This window comes from Paenarthrobacter sp. JL.01a (genome assembly GCF_025452095.1).
Classification (GTDB): Bacteria; Actinomycetota; Actinomycetes; order Actinomycetales; family Micrococcaceae; genus Arthrobacter.
Window position 1 is genome coordinate 2,305,080 of the sequence record NZ_CP104877.1, and the last position, 15,621, is coordinate 2,320,700.

General features: G+C 62.8%; 13 protein-coding genes. 8 read left to right on the top strand and 5 right to left on the bottom strand.

Annotation, left to right across the window (positions count from 1 at the left end; all coding sequences use genetic code 11):
• Nucleotides 1–3 precede the first annotated feature (3 nt).
• The 3 genes from N5P29_RS10865 (at nt 4) to N5P29_RS10875 (ending at nt 2,399) form a co-directional block, all read left to right on the top strand.
• The gene (locus N5P29_RS10865; RefSeq protein ID WP_262274996.1) at nt 4–813 is read left to right on the top strand and encodes a TrmH family RNA methyltransferase; all 810 of its coding nucleotides are present in this window, start codon (nt 4–6) and stop codon (nt 811–813) included.
• A gap of 141 nt (nt 814–954) precedes the next feature.
• Entirely contained in the window at nt 955–1,212 is a 258-nt protein-coding gene (locus N5P29_RS10870; RefSeq protein ID WP_066275740.1) for a type B 50S ribosomal protein L31, read from the top strand.
• An 86-nt stretch (nt 1,213–1,298) separates the two neighbouring features.
• The gene (locus tag N5P29_RS10875; RefSeq protein ID WP_262274997.1) at nt 1,299–2,399 is read left to right on the top strand and encodes a lipoate-protein ligase LplAB; all 1,101 of its coding nucleotides are present in this window, start codon (nt 1,299–1,301) and stop codon (nt 2,397–2,399) included.
• A gap of 63 nt (nt 2,400–2,462) precedes the next feature.
• Here N5P29_RS10875 and N5P29_RS10880 read toward each other — a convergent pair whose 3' ends face one another.
• On the bottom strand, nt 2,463–3,125 hold the full coding sequence (locus tag N5P29_RS10880) for a helix-turn-helix transcriptional regulator (RefSeq protein WP_262278560.1): 663 nt from the start codon (nt 3,123–3,125) through the stop codon (nt 2,463–2,465).
• A gap of 109 nt (nt 3,126–3,234) precedes the next feature.
• On the opposite strand from N5P29_RS10880, the gene N5P29_RS10885 reads away from it, so the two are divergent.
• Nucleotides 3,235–3,975 (top strand): alpha/beta fold hydrolase, encoded by a 741-nt coding sequence (locus tag N5P29_RS10885; protein ID WP_262274998.1) that lies wholly within the window; start codon nt 3,235–3,237, stop codon nt 3,973–3,975.
• A 52-nt stretch (nt 3,976–4,027) separates the two neighbouring features.
• Here the strand turns inward: N5P29_RS10885 and pepN are convergent, their stop codons facing one another.
• Both pepN and N5P29_RS10895 read right to left on the bottom strand, forming a co-directional pair.
• Complete coding sequence (pepN, locus tag N5P29_RS10890) at nt 4,028–6,652, bottom strand: aminopeptidase N (RefSeq protein WP_262274999.1); 2,625 nt, start codon at nt 6,650–6,652, stop codon at nt 4,028–4,030.
• 4 nt (nt 6,653–6,656) lie between these two features.
• Entirely contained in the window at nt 6,657–7,703 is a 1,047-nt protein-coding gene (locus N5P29_RS10895; protein WP_262275000.1) for a YeiH family protein, read from the bottom strand.
• A 111-nt stretch (nt 7,704–7,814) separates the two neighbouring features.
• Between N5P29_RS10895 and N5P29_RS10900 the strand changes: the two genes are divergently transcribed.
• Genes N5P29_RS10900 through N5P29_RS10910 form a run of 3 tightly spaced genes read left to right on the top strand, consistent with a single transcriptional unit; the run spans nt 7,815 to nt 11,204 of the window.
• Nucleotides 7,815–9,371, top strand: coding sequence for a circularly permuted type 2 ATP-grasp protein (locus tag N5P29_RS10900; RefSeq protein WP_039241274.1), 1,557 nt, complete (start codon nt 7,815–7,817; stop codon nt 9,369–9,371).
• A 58-nt stretch (nt 9,372–9,429) separates the two neighbouring features.
• Complete coding sequence (locus tag N5P29_RS10905) at nt 9,430–10,356, top strand: alpha-E domain-containing protein (protein WP_262275001.1); 927 nt, start codon at nt 9,430–9,432, stop codon at nt 10,354–10,356.
• Nucleotides 10,353–11,204, top strand: a complete 852-nt coding sequence (locus tag N5P29_RS10910) for a transglutaminase family protein (RefSeq protein WP_262275002.1) — start codon at nt 10,353–10,355, stop codon at nt 11,202–11,204. The genes N5P29_RS10905 and N5P29_RS10910 overlap by 4 nt, the downstream gene beginning before the upstream one ends.
• 77 nt (nt 11,205–11,281) lie before the next feature.
• Here N5P29_RS10910 and N5P29_RS10915 read toward each other — a convergent pair whose 3' ends face one another.
• Both N5P29_RS10915 and glgC read right to left on the bottom strand, forming a co-directional pair.
• Complete coding sequence (locus tag N5P29_RS10915; protein WP_262275003.1) at nt 11,282–12,733, bottom strand: SDR family NAD(P)-dependent oxidoreductase; 1,452 nt, start codon at nt 12,731–12,733, stop codon at nt 11,282–11,284.
• A 73-nt stretch (nt 12,734–12,806) separates the two neighbouring features.
• Nucleotides 12,807–14,219: a glucose-1-phosphate adenylyltransferase gene (gene glgC, locus N5P29_RS10920; protein ID WP_262275004.1), complete on the bottom strand. Its 1,413-nt coding sequence runs from the start codon at nt 14,217–14,219 to the stop codon at nt 12,807–12,809.
• A gap of 93 nt (nt 14,220–14,312) precedes the next feature.
• Between glgC and glgA the strand changes: the two genes are divergently transcribed.
• Complete coding sequence (gene glgA, locus N5P29_RS10925; RefSeq protein ID WP_262275005.1) at nt 14,313–15,509, top strand: glycogen synthase; 1,197 nt, start codon at nt 14,313–14,315, stop codon at nt 15,507–15,509.
• The last annotated feature ends 112 nt before the right edge of the window (nt 15,510–15,621 follow it).

Genomic DNA, 15,621 nt, shown 5'->3' on the forward strand with positions numbered 1-15,621 from the left:
CCAGTGACCTTCCACTACCTCGAGTCCGCCGATGATCCGCGGGTGAGCGACTACACCACGCTTACCGATGTGCACCTGCGAAAGCTTCGCGAACCGCGGGAAGGCATGTACATCGCTGAGTCCTCCAGGGTGCTGCGCAGGGCCTTGGCAGCAGGGCACCAGCCACGCTCGTTCTTCCTCGCCGAGAAGTGGCTGGAGGACCTCGACGATGTCTTCCAGGCCTACCCCGATGTTCCAGTCTTCATAGGCAAAGCTTCTTTGCTGGAGGAGATCACAGGCTTCCACCTTCACCGCGGTGCAATGGCTGCAATGCACCGTCCGGATCCTGTGCCGTTGGAGGACCTCCTGGCCTCGGCACAGCGGGTCGCCGTGCTGGAAGACATCGTGGACCACACCAACGTCGGGGCCATTTTCCGTTCGGCCGCCGCACTGGGGGTGGATGCCGTGCTGGTCTCTCCACGCTGCGGCGACCCTTTGTACCGGCGAAGCGTCCGAGTCAGCATGGGCACGGTTTTCCAGGTGCCGTGGGCGCGCCTGGAAAGCTGGCCAGGTGACGTTGTCCAGCTGAAGGAACAAGGTTTCACTGTGGCAGCCATGGAACTGACCGATGATGCGGTGGACCTGGACGATCTCGCGGCCAGGCAGCTTCCAAAACTGGCACTGGTGCTTGGAACAGAAGGTGCCGGGATGAGCCCGGAGACGCTGGCCGCCGTCGACGTCGCTGTCAAAATCCCCATGCGGAAAGGTGTCGATTCGCTCAATGTGGCCGCTGCCTCCGCCGTCGCCTTCTGGGAACTTCGACCGCGGGATTGAGCCGGTTCGTAGGCCGTGCCCGTTTCGGCTATGATTGGTTGTTGGCCCGGAAGCTGGAATGTTTACATTACAGGCCACGGTCCACCTCCATTCATACCTGGCAGCTGGCAAAATCCAGTTGCGCGAACAAAAGGTCCCATTATGAAGTCTGATATCCACCCGAAGTACGAAGCTGTTGTCTTCAACGACCTCGCTTCCGGTACGAAGTTCCTGACCAAGTCCACCGTGTCTTCCTCGAAGACCATCGAGTGGGAAGACGGAAACACCTACCCGGTTATCGACGTCGAAATCTCCTCGGAGTCCCACCCGTTCTACACGGGCAAGCAGCGCATCATGGACTCCGCTGGCCGCGTCGAGCGCTTCAACGCCCGCTTCAAGGGCTTCGGCGGCAAGAAGTAACCACTTCACCCCAAGGCTTTCAAAAGCCCGCATTACCGGATTCTCCGGCAATGCGGGCTTTTGCGTTTTCCGGCAAGATGGAAACCATGACTTCCCAGCCGACACCTGAAACCGATAACGACGACGCCGGGACCCGCCTTCACGGCGAATATAAAGTTCCCGGCGGCAAACTGGTGGTGGTGGACCTGGATGTGGTGGACGGCCTGTTTGCCAACGTTTCGCTGAGCGGCGACTTCTTCCTCGAACCCGATGAAGCCCTGCAGGACATCAATGAGGCACTGACAGGACTTCCCGGGAACTCAACAGCAGCAGATATTGCCGCGGCGGTCAGCGCCGGATTGCCCGCCGGCGCAACGCTGTTCGGTTTCTCCGCAGAGGCTGTGGCCATTACAGTCCGACGCGCATTGTCCAAAGCCACCAGCTGGGACGACCACCAGTGGGACGTCATCCCGCCGTCAGTTCTCCCGACCCATGTGAACGTCGCACTGGACGAAGTACTGACCGAAGAGGTCGGCGCCGGGTTGCGTAATCCCACGCTAAGGTTCTGGGACTGGGAGGAGCCATCAGTAGTCATCGGCAGCTTCCAGTCGGTCAAGAACGAGGTTGATCCTGAGGGCGTTGCCCGCCACGGCATCACCGTGGTCCGCCGGATCAGCGGCGGCGGAGCCATGTTCATGGAGGCCGGCAACTGCATCACGTATTCCCTGTACCTGCCACAGACCCTGGTGGACGGCATCAGCTTCGCCGACTCATACGCGTTCCTGGATGCCTGGGTCATGGCAGCACTCGAGAAGCTGGGAATCACCGCTTTTTATGTGCCCCTCAATGACATCGCAACGGACCAGGGCAAGATCGGCGGAGCCGCCCAGAAGCGGCTTGCCAACGGCGGCATGCTCCATCACGTCACCATGAGCTACGACATCGACGCCGACAAAATGGTCGAAGTGCTGCGGATCGGCAAGGAGAAGCTTTCGGACAAGGGCACCCGCAGCGCCAAGAACCGCGTAGACCCCTTGCGTCGCCAGACCGGCATGGCGCGGGCCGCAATCCTGCAGGCCATGCAGGAGGTCTTTACCGAGCGATACGGTGCCTCAGAGTCCGTGCTCACTGAAGCAGAGCTTGCAGAAGCCAGGAAACGCGTGGACTCCAAGTTCGGTACCAGTGAATGGTTGAACCGGGTTCCCTGATCATCATGACCGGAGTTGGATTGACCGGAGTTGGATACTGCCGGGTTCTGGATACTGTCGGGTTCACTGCGCACGCCCATGCACCGGCCGGGCGTTCACCGGGGGCTCGCCAACTTCGTCGATGGTATGGCCGCTGCAGGCAGTTGTGGTGACGCTGGCCCCTTCGACGCGGGAAACGGTAAACCATCTCATCGCGTCGCGCAGCCGGCACCACCCCACCAGGTACCACCGGCCGTTCGTGGAGGCGAAAAGCACAGGTTCCACGTCGCGGATGGTCGTAGTCCCGTCTGCCGAGGTGTAACTGATACGGACCACTCGCTGCGCGGCCATCGCTTCCTCCAGCGCTGACCTGGTTTTGCGCGACGGGGAGCGAACCTCATTGACCCAGATGCGACCGGCCAGTTCGTGTGCTCTAGCCTTGGTTCCGGGATCGAGGACGTCCAGGATTTTGTGGATACCCGCTGCGGCCAGGTCTGCGTACGGCGCATCGGGCGCTGCGGACACAGCCGCCATGAGGGCCACGGCCTGCGCCGGTGACAGGGTGACGGGCGGCAGGGAGGACCCTGCGGCCAGTCCGTAACCACCGCCGGGACCTGGGCGGGACCAGATGGGCGCCCCGCTGTTCTCCAGGGCATCAAGGTCTCTCTTGACGGTGCGTACGGATACCGCGAACTCCCTGGCCAGCATTTCGGCGGAGACCCCCCGGGCACCGCTGCGGCGCAACATCTCAGAGAGGGCATGGAGCCGTTCGACTCTTCTCACTGTTCGAACCTACCCAAATTCATGACACAAATAGTGACATACCCTTGTCCACGGCGCCTGCGAGGGTGGTGTCATGACAACTTCCACTAACCGCCCAACCATCATTCTCCTCGCCGGCCACTGGTTGGGCGCTTGGGCCTGGGACGAGGTCCTGGAACACTTGGGGTCCCATGACTCACGCGCGACGGCATTGACCTTGCCCGGCCTCGATCCCGACGACCCCGACCGTGCCGCGAGGACCCTCGACGATCAGGCAGCAGCGATACTGGACGCCATGGCGCGACTCGGGGTATCCGAAGACCAGCCGGCGGTCCTCGTCGCCCACAGTGGTGCAAACGCACCTGCCAGCCTCGTCCTGGACCGACGCCCAGAGCTCATCCACCGAATGGTCTGGGTAGACTCGGGCCCTCTGGCGCCAGGAAGTATCTTCGCCCCGGACTTTCCGGACGGCTTGGCGGAGCTTCCGTTGCCGTCCATCGATGTCCTCGCAAGCCAAGCGAGCCTGGAAGGCCTGAACACCGGGGACCTTGAGCGCTTCCAGGCCAGGGCCGTCCCGGAACCCGGCCCCGTGCTTCGTCAGCCCGTCGAGCTCACGAACGATGCCCGCCGCAAGGTCCCCACCACACTGGTGTGCTGCTCGATACCCGGCACGACCGTGTTGGAGCTCGCCCTCTCAGGCCATGGCATGTTTGCCGAAGTCGCGCACATCGAGAACCTCGACGTTCTTGACCTCCCCACGGGGCACTGGCCCATGTGGAGCCGTCCCCGCGACCTCGCCAGGGCCATTCAGTCAGAAGCTACCCGGAACTACTGAAGAGCATTCCTGCAGGAGCAGGAACGGGCTTGGGTCCGGTCCTGAATGACAGCTAAACCTTTGCCGACTGTGCTGTGTTTGCCGACTGCGCTGTGAGGGACCGCAGGAGGTGGCTCCGCTGCTCAATGATGATGCGCCGTAACGCGCGCGGGGCATCAGAGTGGTGGTGGAGCCATTCATCCGTCCTGAGCGCGACCGGATGGCCGGAGGGCTCCATTCCCTCCGCGAGGTCCTGGGCAGCCGGGAAGAGGCCCCTGACGATCCTGCCGGCAATTTCAATGCTCCGCTCGGCCCATACACGCTCAAGGCATTCGAAATAGGGCTCGACATAGGACGCCAGCATGTCACTGGGCGCAGTGGCGAAGCCGGCAATTGTGGCGCTGAGGATCTCGTTGGAGAGGCCCGTGGTGTTGACGGCCAGGTCCCAGGCCGCCGCCTTCACGGCAGCATCCGGGCGGGCAGCGGACGCCAACGCGTGCCCTTCCTTGCCTGACGCTGTCTTATCCGCTTCGAGTTGCCTGTCCAGCTCGGCCTGGGATGCCTCGCCGTGCGCGGCCAGGGCCTGCCAGAAGCTCCATCGCAGCTCTGCGTCGACAGTCAAGCCCTCCACTACGGTGGTGCCGTCAAGGATGTTGCGCAGCAAGGGGAGCTGGCTGTCACCGTGGCGTGAGACCTCTGCCAATGTTCTGGCCCACGCCAGCTGCGCGTCGGAGCCGGGAGCCGAAGCCCGCAGTTGATGAGCCGCGACAGCCAGGAAATCCGTGCGAACGCTGTCCCTGGACCGTCCGGGTACGAAGCGTTCAATGGCGCCGGAGGCGTTTCCGAGCACATTTTGGAGGACTCCGATGCCGGATTCTGCCGGAGCGAACTGCTCCACCGCGCTCACGTACCGTGCAGCAGGCCTCACGCCGTCCCGAGCAGAATCCCACAGTGCCGTCCAGCACAACGCCCGGGCCATGGGGTCCTGGATTTTATCCAGTGAGGTACGCACCGTGCGCTCGGAGACAGGATCAAGCCGTACCTTGGCGTAGCTCAGGTCGTCATCATTGACCAGCAACAAAGCCGGACGCTTCTTGCCTGCAAGCCCGGAGACGAGGGTGCTGGGACCTGCGACATCCACTTCCAGGCTTTCCAACCTGAGCAAAGCGCCGGTCTGGTCGGCGTCATACAGTCCAAGGCGCATACGGTGGGGCCGGAGTTCCTGGTGGCCGGTCAAGGGATCGATGGCTTCCTGCTCCAGCATCACCGCGCCCATCACACCATCGTCCTCCACGATGTCGGCCGTGATGGTCGAGATACCGGAGGTCTGCAGCCACTGCCTGGCCCAATCGCCGAGGTCCCGTCCCGAGGCTTCACTGAGGGCCTTCAGCAGATCCTGGAGGGATGTGTTACCGAAGGCATGCTCGCGGAAGTACTGCCGGGATCCGGCGATGAAGGCATCGAAGCCCACGTAAGCCACCAGTTGCTTCAGCACTGAGGCACCCTTGGCATAGGTGATTCCGTCAAAGTTCTGTTTTGCGGCCTCAAGATCCGGAATATCCGCCACAATCGGGTGCGTCGTGGGCAGTTGGTCCTGGACGTAGGCCCACGCTTTGCGTTTGCTGGCGAAGTTTATCCAGGCTGTGTCCCAGTCGGTGGCCCGGTCCACACCCAGGGTTCCCATGAAATCGGCGAACGATTCCTTCAGCCACAGATCGTTCCACCAGGTCATGGTCACGAGATCGCCGAACCACATGTGCGCCATCTCGTGCATGAGGGTGTTTGCCCTGGCCTGGTACTGGGCATCGGTGGCACGTGAGGCATAGACGTACTTTTCGGTGAAGGTCACCAACCCGGGGTTTTCCATGGCGCCCAGGTTGTACTCGGGCACGAAGGCCTGATCATATTTGCCCCAGGGGTACGGATAGTCGAAAAGCTTGTTGAAGAAGGCCAGGCCGCTCTTGGTGAGCCGGAACAGTTCCTCGGCATCGAAGGACGGCGCCAAGGATGCGCGGCAGTAAAGTGCCAGCGGAACATCCAGGCGGGTGCCGTCGTCGAGCGTTGCATCCCAGTGGTCGGTGGCTTTGAAGTAGGGGCCCGCCAGCACAGTGGTGATGTAGGTGGACATCCGTTCAGTGGTGGCAAAGTCCCACTGGGAAACGTCCTCAGAGCCCGGCACCGGCACCCGGGCGGCCTCCGAGCCGTTGGACGCGACTTCCCAGCCCGACGGCGCAATGACGTGGAACGTGAATTCCGCTTTGAGGTCGGGCTGTTCGAAGTTGGCGAAAACACGCCGGCAGTCCGCCGGTTCGTACTGGGTGTAGAGGTAGCACTGCCCGTCGGCAGGGTCCACGAAACGGTGCATTCCCTCACCGGAACGGCTGTAAAGGGCTGTCCCTGTAACCGTCACGGTGTTCTCCGTTGCGAGGCCCTCCAAGATGATTCTGTCCTGGTCCACCACTGTTCCTACATCCAAGGCGCGTCCGTTCAACACCACGGACTGCACGCCCCCACTGATGAAATCAAGGAAGGTGTAGGAGCCGGCCCGGGCCGAAAAAGTGATGGTGCTGGTGCTCGGATATCCGGCGGCTGCGGGATCTGCCGCGTCGCGGACATCAAGGGTGACATCGTAGCTGTGGGTGGTGATCAGGGCTGAGCGGGTAGCGGCTTCTTCGCGCGACAAATTGTGATTCGACACACAGCTATCTAATCATGATCCACGCGGCCATCAGGCCCAGGGATGCGATGATCACCCAGGACCCCAGCGCCACCAGCGCTGCGCGGCCACCGGTGTGGATCAGCGTCCTGACCCGCACGGCGGAGCCCAAGCCGAACAAGGCCGAGGCGAGCAAAATGTCCTGGGCCACGGCAGCCGCTTCAAGTACTTCCGGCGTCGCCCATCCGGTGGAGCGCAGGGCCACCATGGCGATGAAGCCGACCACAAAGAGCGGCACGATGGGCGGGAACCTGGCATCGACGTCGTCCGCATCCGCTGAACCGTTGGCGCGTTGCCGCACGTGCTGGACCCGCTGGTGCAGGCCGGCGGCAGCGACGATTGGGGCCAGGAGGACCACCCGGGTCAATTTGACGACGACGGCGATGGCCAGCGCCGCTGTCCCGGCAGTTTGCGCTGTCGCCACCACTTGGCCGACGTCGTGCACGGAAGCGCCCGTCCACGCCCCGAATTGCGCCGGATTCAGGTTCAGCGGATGCATCAGGAGCGGCAGCACACCAATAGCCAGCGTGCCGCAAAGCGTTACCAGCGCCACGGGCAGCACCGTGTCCTGGTGCCTGATGCGGCGCACGGCGGCCATGGCGCCGATGGCTGAGGCGCCGCAGATCGAGAACCCCGTGGCAATCAGCAAGGAAGCTTCGCCGGGCAGGCGCAGCAACCGCGCCAAGCCATAGGTACCGGCGAAACTGATCAGGACGACGCCGGCGATCAGCAACAGGGACAACCAGCCAAGACCGAGTACGTCCCACACACTGACTTTGAGGCCCAACAGCACAATGCCCGCGCGCATGAGGTGCTTTCCTGCGAAGTCCAGGCCCGGCCGGGCGCGCCCCGCAACCAGCACCGCAGGGCCCGGTATATTTGCTGAGAGCAACCCCAAAGCAACAGCGAGCGTCATGGCCGGGATCGCGGGCAACACTGTGTGGATGGCGAAGGCAAGTCCGGTCGCGGCGACGCTCAGGACCAGCCCTGGCCCCAACCGTGACAGCTGGGACGCAAGTCTGTTGAAGGGCATGCCTCAACCCTGCCGGATGGGGGCACGGAAGGCGAAACCGGGAGCACCCGGAAACCGCGACACAATCAGTGCGTAATGCGCTCGACTCAAAAAGGTGATTGTCTGATTCCCATGTCTGACCTATTCCAGGATTACTCCGAGGCCGCTGCCCGCAGCGGAGCCTACGACGAGATGTTTGCACCCGGCCACGTTGCCAGAAAATCCTACGGTCAGGTCTCCGGTGCCCTACGTGAGCTTTCCCTCGCTGATGTCACCGCCCGTGCCGACTCCATGGCACGAACCTTCCTGGACCGTGGTGTCACTTTCGACTATGCCGGAGAGGAGCGGCCCTTCCCGTTGGACATTGTCCCGAGGGTCATTCCCGCCGATGAGTGGGATGTGCTCGAACGCGGCGTTGCCCAGCGGGTCAAGGCACTCGAAGCGTTCCTCAACGATGTCTACGGGCGGATGGCCGTGGTGGCAGATGGCGTGATACCGCGGCAGCTGGTCACCACCAGCGCGCATTTCCATCGGGCCGTCCACGGATTCGAACCCTCAGGCGGCGTCCGGGTCCACGTCTCCGGCATCGACGTCGTCCGGGACGCTGCCGGGACGTTCCGCGTCCTGGAGGACAACGTCCGCGTTCCCTCCGGCGTCAGCTACGTCCTGGAGAACCGCAGGGCAATGGCGAAGGGCTTGCCCGAGGCGTTCGGGCAGCAGCACATCAGGCCGGTGGAGGAGTACCCACGGCGGCTTCTCTCCGCCCTCCGCAAGACCGCACCTGCCGGCGTCGATGATCCCACAGTGGTAGTCCTGACCCCGGGTGTCTTCAACAGCGCCTACTTCGAGCACACGCTCCTGGCCGGTCTCATGGGTGTTGAACTTGTGGAGGGCCGGGACCTTATCTGCCGCGGCAACCGCGTCTATATGCGGACCACAGCCGGCGAACAACGCGTGGATGTCATCTACAAGCGCATCGACGACGACTTCCTGGACCCCCTGCAGTTCCGCTCGGATTCCATGCTCGGCTGCCCGGGACTTGTCAACGCCGCCCGGGCCGGGGGAGTGACCATTGCCAACGCGGTGGGCAACGGAGTAGCCGACGACAAGCTCGTCTACAGTTACGTGCCTGACCTGATCCGCTACTACCTTCACGAAGAGCCCATCATCGCCAACGTGGACACCTTCCGGCTTGAGGAAAAGGAAGCCAGGGAGCATGTCCTTGACCGCCTTGAGGAACTGGTGGTCAAACCTGTCGACGGTTCCGGCGGAAAGGGACTGGTCATTGGGCCGGACGCTTCCAAGGAAGAACTGGATGCCTTGCGCAAGAGGGTCATTGCCGATCCCCGCGGCTGGATTGCCCAGCCGGTGCTGCAGCTCTCCACGGTGCCGACACTCTCGGGAGACAAGTTCGGGCCGCGCCACGTTGACCTGCGGCCCTTTGCGGTCAACGACGGCGACGATGTCTGGGTCCTCCCTGGCGGGCTCACCCGTGTGGCGCTCAAGGAGGGTTCACTGATTGTGAACTCCAGCCAGGGCGGTGGCTCGAAAGACACCTGGGTCCTGGCGAACTCGCCCCAGATGCCGGCCGAAGTCATTCCGCGGCAGTCCGTCACGTTGCGTGAACAGGTTTCCGTCTGGCCCGTTGAAAGCAACTGGCGCGACCGGCAAACGGAGCAACAGCAGTGAACCCGTTCCAACCACCACTTGAACTTCCACATGCACCACGCGAAGGAGGCACAGCCGCATGCTGAGCCGCATTGCTGAGTCACTCTTTTGGATCGGCCGCTACGTAGAGCGGGCCGATGGCACGGCCCGGATTCTCGACGTGCACCTGGAGCGCCTGAACCACCTGCCCCTTGACGAGCAGCGCAGCGTAGCCAGGGAACTTCTGGCCGTCATGGGCGCCCGGCCCCAGAGCGAGGAATTCGGCCTGCCCGAGCTTCTTCATGCCCTGGCCTACGACAAACAAAGCGCGTCCTCCATTGCCGGCTCCCTCGGGGCCGCCCGGGAGAATGCGCGCCGTGCCAGGGAAACGGTGTCACAGTCACTATGGGAAAGCCTGAACACCACCTACTACGGCCTGAACCAACACCGCAAAGACGTGGTCGGTACGTACCGTTTCTGCAACTGGGTACTGGAACGGACGGCCATGGTGCGTGGCTTGGCGGACACCACTGTCAGCCACGATGAGAGCTGGCTGTTCATGGTCCTGGGCCGCTCGTTGGAGCGTGCCGACATGACCGCCCGGATGCTGTCCACCCGTGACGTCCAGTCCGCGGGAATGTCCTGGGTAAACATGCTGCGGTGCGCCGGCGCGTACGAGTCCTTCATCCGGACCCGGCGTGCAGCTTTCGGTGATCAGCACGCCGCCGAGTTTCTGCTGCTGGACCGCTTGTTCCCACGCTCAATCGTGTATGCGCTGCGCGACGCCGATGAGTGCTTGGCCAAGCTCGACCCGTCGGCCCAGCGCGTTGGCTTCATCAACGATGCCCGCCGGATCGTGGGTCAGGCCCGGACGTTCCTTGAGTTCCACCGCACCGATGACCTGATGTCCGAATTGCCCGAGCACATGGAGCGTGTGCAGAAGGCTGTTACGCAGGCATCGGATGCGATTTCCCGTAAGTACTTCAATCAGGCAGATGAACACGCCTGGGTGGGAGAAGTTTCATGACCCGGCTGAGCATCGTCCACAAGACGGCCTACAAGTACAACCGCCGCGTGACGTTGTCCTACAACGAAGCCCGGATGACCCCGCTCACTGATGGCCAGCAGGTAGTGCTGGAGTCCTCGCTGAAAGTCTCGCCCAACCAGGCTTCAGTCAGCACCTACCGGGACTACTGGGGAACCCGCGTCACCGCCTTTGACATGCAGATGCCGCACGAGAGCCTCGAGGTGCTGGCCACGGCAACCGTGGAAGTGCACCGCACGGAGCGGGTCGCCGTCGAGGACGACATCGTCGGGTGGGATGTCATGTCCTCCGACAAGGTGCTGGACGAATTCAGCGATTGGCTGCCGCAGTCCCGCCTCAGCGGGCCCGGCGAAGAAGTCCTTGGGATAGTTCCCGGCATTGTCGAGGGCAAGAATCCCCATGAGGCTGCCCTGGCCGTTTTTGCATGGATGGCCGGAGAAATGACCTACATGAAGGGCACAACCGGAGTCACGACCAACGCCGAGCAGGCATGGACGCAGCGCCAAGGGGTGTGCCAGGACCTGGCCCACCTCGCCATCGGTGCCCTGCGCTGCAGCGGGATCCCTGCCCGCTATGTTTCGGGCTACATCCATCCCAGGTCCTCTGCCGGCATCGGCGAAACCGTCGCCGGCCAGTCCCATGCCTGGCTGGAGTGGTGGGATGGCGAATGGCGCAGCTGGGATCCGACCAACCACAAGCCTGCAGGCGACTACCACGTGACAGTAGCCAGGGGCCGCGACTACCGGGACGTGCCTCCCTTGAAGGGCATCCTTTCCGGCGGCGGTGGTTCAGGACTCGCCGTGTCGGTGGAGATCACCCGCCTCGCGTAAAGAGTTTTCGTACAGATAAGGCCCTTAAGAAGCGCTCTTAAGGGCCTTATCTGTACACAAACTCCGACGGGGGGGGTTTACCAGGGGGAGGGTTTGTAGTCCTTGAGGAACACCCCGTACTGGTCTTCGCCCTTTTCGCCCATCACTATGGGGTTGTACACGCGGGCAGCACCGTCAACCAGGTCCAGGGGAGCGTGGAACCCTTCTTCCATGAGGCGGACCTTGGTGTAGTGCGGGCGCTCATCGGTAATCCAGCCGGTATCGACGGCGGTCATCAGGATGCCGTCCGAGTCCAGCATCTCCTGGGCACTGGTGCGGGTCATCATGTTCAAGGCAGCCTTGGCCATGTTGGTGTGCGGGTGCCCCGGTCCCTTGTAGGCGCGGGAGAACTGTCCCTCCATGGCCGAGACATTGACGATGTATTTCCGGCGCGCCGTGGACCGCTTCATGGCGCCCCGCAGCCGGCTGACCAGCAGGAACGGTGCAGTGACATTGCAGAGCTGCACCTCGAGCATCTCCAGCGGGTCCACCTCATCGACAACCTGTGTCCAACTGTTGATGGTGGCGAGGTCGGGGACCAAGCCGCCGGCGTCGATGGCGGTTCCTGACTCAATCCGTTCCAAGGTTGCCGAACCGGTGGACAATGCCAGGGAAGTGATGGCGTCACCTGCCAGCACGGGGTGCTCGGTCACGCTGCTGGCCAGGGCCAACGGGTGTTTGTCGTGCGCATGGCCGAAGGTCACGAGCTCCGGGCCACCGTTGGCAGCTTCCAAGGCAGCCGGAAGCGGCTCATCCTCGGCATCGACCAAGGGCTTGTAGGCGTTCCCTGAGCGGCGAACGGTTTGGGCGGCGTTGTTGATGATGATGTCCAACGGGCCGGCCTCGTTGAGGGAGTCGGTCAAGGCCATGACCTGCGCCGGATCACGAAGATCGATGCCCACGATCCGGAGGCGGTGCAGCCAATCACCGCTGTCCTCCATGGCGGCAAACCGGCGCGCGGCGTCTTTGGGGAACCTTGTGGTGATGGTGGTGTGGGCTCCATCCCGGAGCAGGCGCAGGGCGATGTACATGCCGATCTTCGCGCGACCACCAGTCAGCAGCGCGCGACGACCCGTGAGATCCGTGCGGGCATCGCGCTTGCTGTGGCTGAAGGCTGCGCATTCGGGGCACAGCTGGTGGTAGAACGCATCCACCTGGGTGTAGTGCTGCTTGCAGATGTAGCAAGGCCGCGAACGGATCAGGTGTCCGGCAATCTCACCCGTCGTGGAAGGAGCGAGCTTGTTTCCACGGGTCTCGTCGTCGATGCGATCAGGGGCGGCAGTGGCCGTCAGGGCGATGACGGCGCGGTCTGCTTCGGCGATGGAATCGCGCTTGGTGACACGGCGGTGGCGTTTGACGGCCTTGAACATCTTGCCGGTGGCACGCCGGACTGCGATGTAGTCCGGGTGCTCTTCGTCATAGACGTGGATCGTGGTCAGAACCTTGAGGCAGGCCTGGATCTCTTCAGGCGTCAGATCGGTGGAGCTCATTGACCTGATTTTACAGCCTTGGGAGAGCGCGGCCTGCCTCGGGTTCTGTCCGGTTCAGTTGAAGGCCGGCGGCCTAGTTGGCGGCACCTTGCGACGCCGGACCGGTCACGCGGGACTGTATTCCTGCGGCCACCTTTTCAGCGGAGTCACGGATGTCGGGGTCGTGGTGCGTAGCAGCCTTGACGGCCTCCGGCAACGCGCCCCGATGCCTGGCGGACAACTCGAGCTCAGCTTCACCGGGCTCCGGAACCACCTGGCCCTTGGCAAGGACCGTGATGCCGGACTCTGTGACTTTGTATCCCCGGGCCTTGTCCAAAGCCGGGTCAAGACCGATGGCAGCACCAGCGGGGACTTTGACGTTCTTATCCAGAATCGCCCGCTTAATCACTGCCCCTTCACCGACGTACACCTTGTCCATCAGGACGGAGTCCTGGACACGACTGCCTGCCGCAACATAGGCGTCGTTGGAAAGGACAGAGCCTTCCACGATGCCACCGGAGATCACCACACCGCTGGCAACGATCGAATCCAAGGCGGTGCCCACCGTGTTGTTCCCACCGCGGACGAACTTGGCAGGCGGGGAGATGCTCTGCCGGGTGTAGATCGGCCACTCGGAGTTGTACAGGTTGAACACCGGCACGGGGGAGATGAGGTCCATGTGGGCGTCATAGAAGGAATCGATTGTACCGACGTCACGCCAATAAGTACGGTCACGATCGGTGGCACCGGGAATATCGTTCAGGGTGAAGTCGTACACTCCGGCTTCACCTTGGTCCACGAAATAGGGGATGATGTCGCCACCCATGTCGTGCTTGGTGTCCAGGCGTTCAGCATCCACATGCAGCGCTTCGACCAAAGCGTCGGCATTGAAGACATAGTTGCCCATGGAGGCCAGGAACTGCGAGGGGTCCGCTGCGAGTCCGGGGGTGCTGGCAGGTTTCTCCACGAAGGCTGCGATCTTCTGGGGATCGTTCTGGTCCACTTCGATGACGCCGAACTGGTTGGCCATGTTCAGCGGTTGGCGTACGGCCGCGACGGTGGCCTTGGCTCCACTTGCAATGTGCTGCTCCACCATCTGGGAGAAGTCCATCCGGTAGACGTGGTCCGCGCCGACCACAACCACGATGTCCGGGGAGTCATCATGGATCAGGTTCAACGATTGGTAGATCGCATTGGCGCTGCCAAGGAACCAGCTCTTGCCCACACGTTGCTGTGCGGGAACTGAGGCGACGTACCGGCCCAGCTGCGTGGACATACGCCATGTTTCCGAGATGTGCCGGTCAAGGCTGTGCGATTTGTACTGCGTCAGTACAACGATTTTCAAATATCCCGAATTAACAAGATTGGACAAGGCAAAGTCAATTAGCCGGTAGCCGCCGGCAAACGGAACGGCCGGTTTGGCCCTGTCCGCCGTCAGCGGCATGAGTCGGTTGCCTTCGCCACCGGCCAATACGATTGCCAAAACTTTCTTCAACGCCATGGTCACTGCTCCCCGTACGTCTTCGTATCCCCCAAAAGTCCGATTTTCCGGACCCTTTCACACTAGAACACATACGCCGGAACGACTACGTTGGTTAGCGTGCGAATAGACATTGTGACTAAAGAATTCCCTCCGGAAATTTATGGCGGTGCCGGTGTCCACGTTGCCGAGCTCAGCCGGGTGCTGGCGAAGCAGGTCGACCTTCGGGTCAGGGCCTTCGGTGCGCCCCGCGACGCCGACTATCACGGGGCAGCGGTGTCCTCGTATGCCACGCCCGAAGATCTTGGCGAAGCCAACGCTGCAGTCCAGACGCTTGGCGTGGACCTCAGGATCGTTCCGGACATTGCGGGAGCGGACCTGGTCCACTCGCACACCTGGTACGCCAACATGGCCGGACACCTCGCTTCACTGCTTCACGGCATTCCCCACGTGCTCAGTGCCCACAGCCTGGAGCCCCTGCGGCCGTGGAAAGCCGAGCAGCTGGGCGGCGGCTACGCGCTGTCCTCCTGGGTGGAAAAAACAGCCTACGAGGCCGCTGCCGCCATCATCGCCGTCTCGGACGGCATGCGCCAAGACATCCTCCGGAGCTACCCCAACGTTGATCCGGACAAGGTCAGGGTGGTCCACAACGGCATCGATGTCTCCTTGTGGGAGCGTGATGAGGAAGACGACGCCGTGAAAGCGTTGGGTATCGATCCCGCAAAACCCAGCGTGGTGTTCGTTGGACGCAACACCCGCCAGAAGGGGGTTCCGTACCTGCTGCGCGCGGCCTCGAGCCTTCCGGCGGATGTCCAGCTGGTGCTTTGCCTCGGCGCCGCCGACACCCCCGAACTGGCTGCGGAAACGGCACGCCTCATCGAAGAGCTCCAGAGCAAGCGTGAGGGCGTGGTCCTGATCGAGCGGATGCTGCCGCGCAGGGAGCTCATCCAGGTCCTCAGCCATGCCACCGCCTTCGCCTGTCCGTCCATCTACGAACCCTTGGGCATTGTGAACCTTGAGGCCATGGCGTGCGGCGCGGCGGTCGTCGCCAGCGCCACAGGCGGCATCCCCGAAGTGGTCCAACACGGCGAAACCGGCCTGCTGGTGCCCTTGGAACAGGTCACCGACGGCACCGGCACTCCGCTGGATCCGGAGAAATTCGTGGGTGATTTCGCTGCGGCGTTGAACGAGGTCGTTTCGGACCCCGCGCGGGCCCGGGAAATGGGTATCGCCGGAAGGCGCCGGGCAGAGGAACACTTCTCCTGGGAATCCATCACGGAAACCACCCTTGAGGTGTACCGCTCAGTGCTGCGGTAACAAAGTTCCGCGGAATAGTACGACGGCGCCGCCCCCCCCTTTGGTGGGGACGGCCCCGTCGTGCTTTAACACCTCTGAAATCGGAGAATTCCCTGACTGTTCACCGAACAGT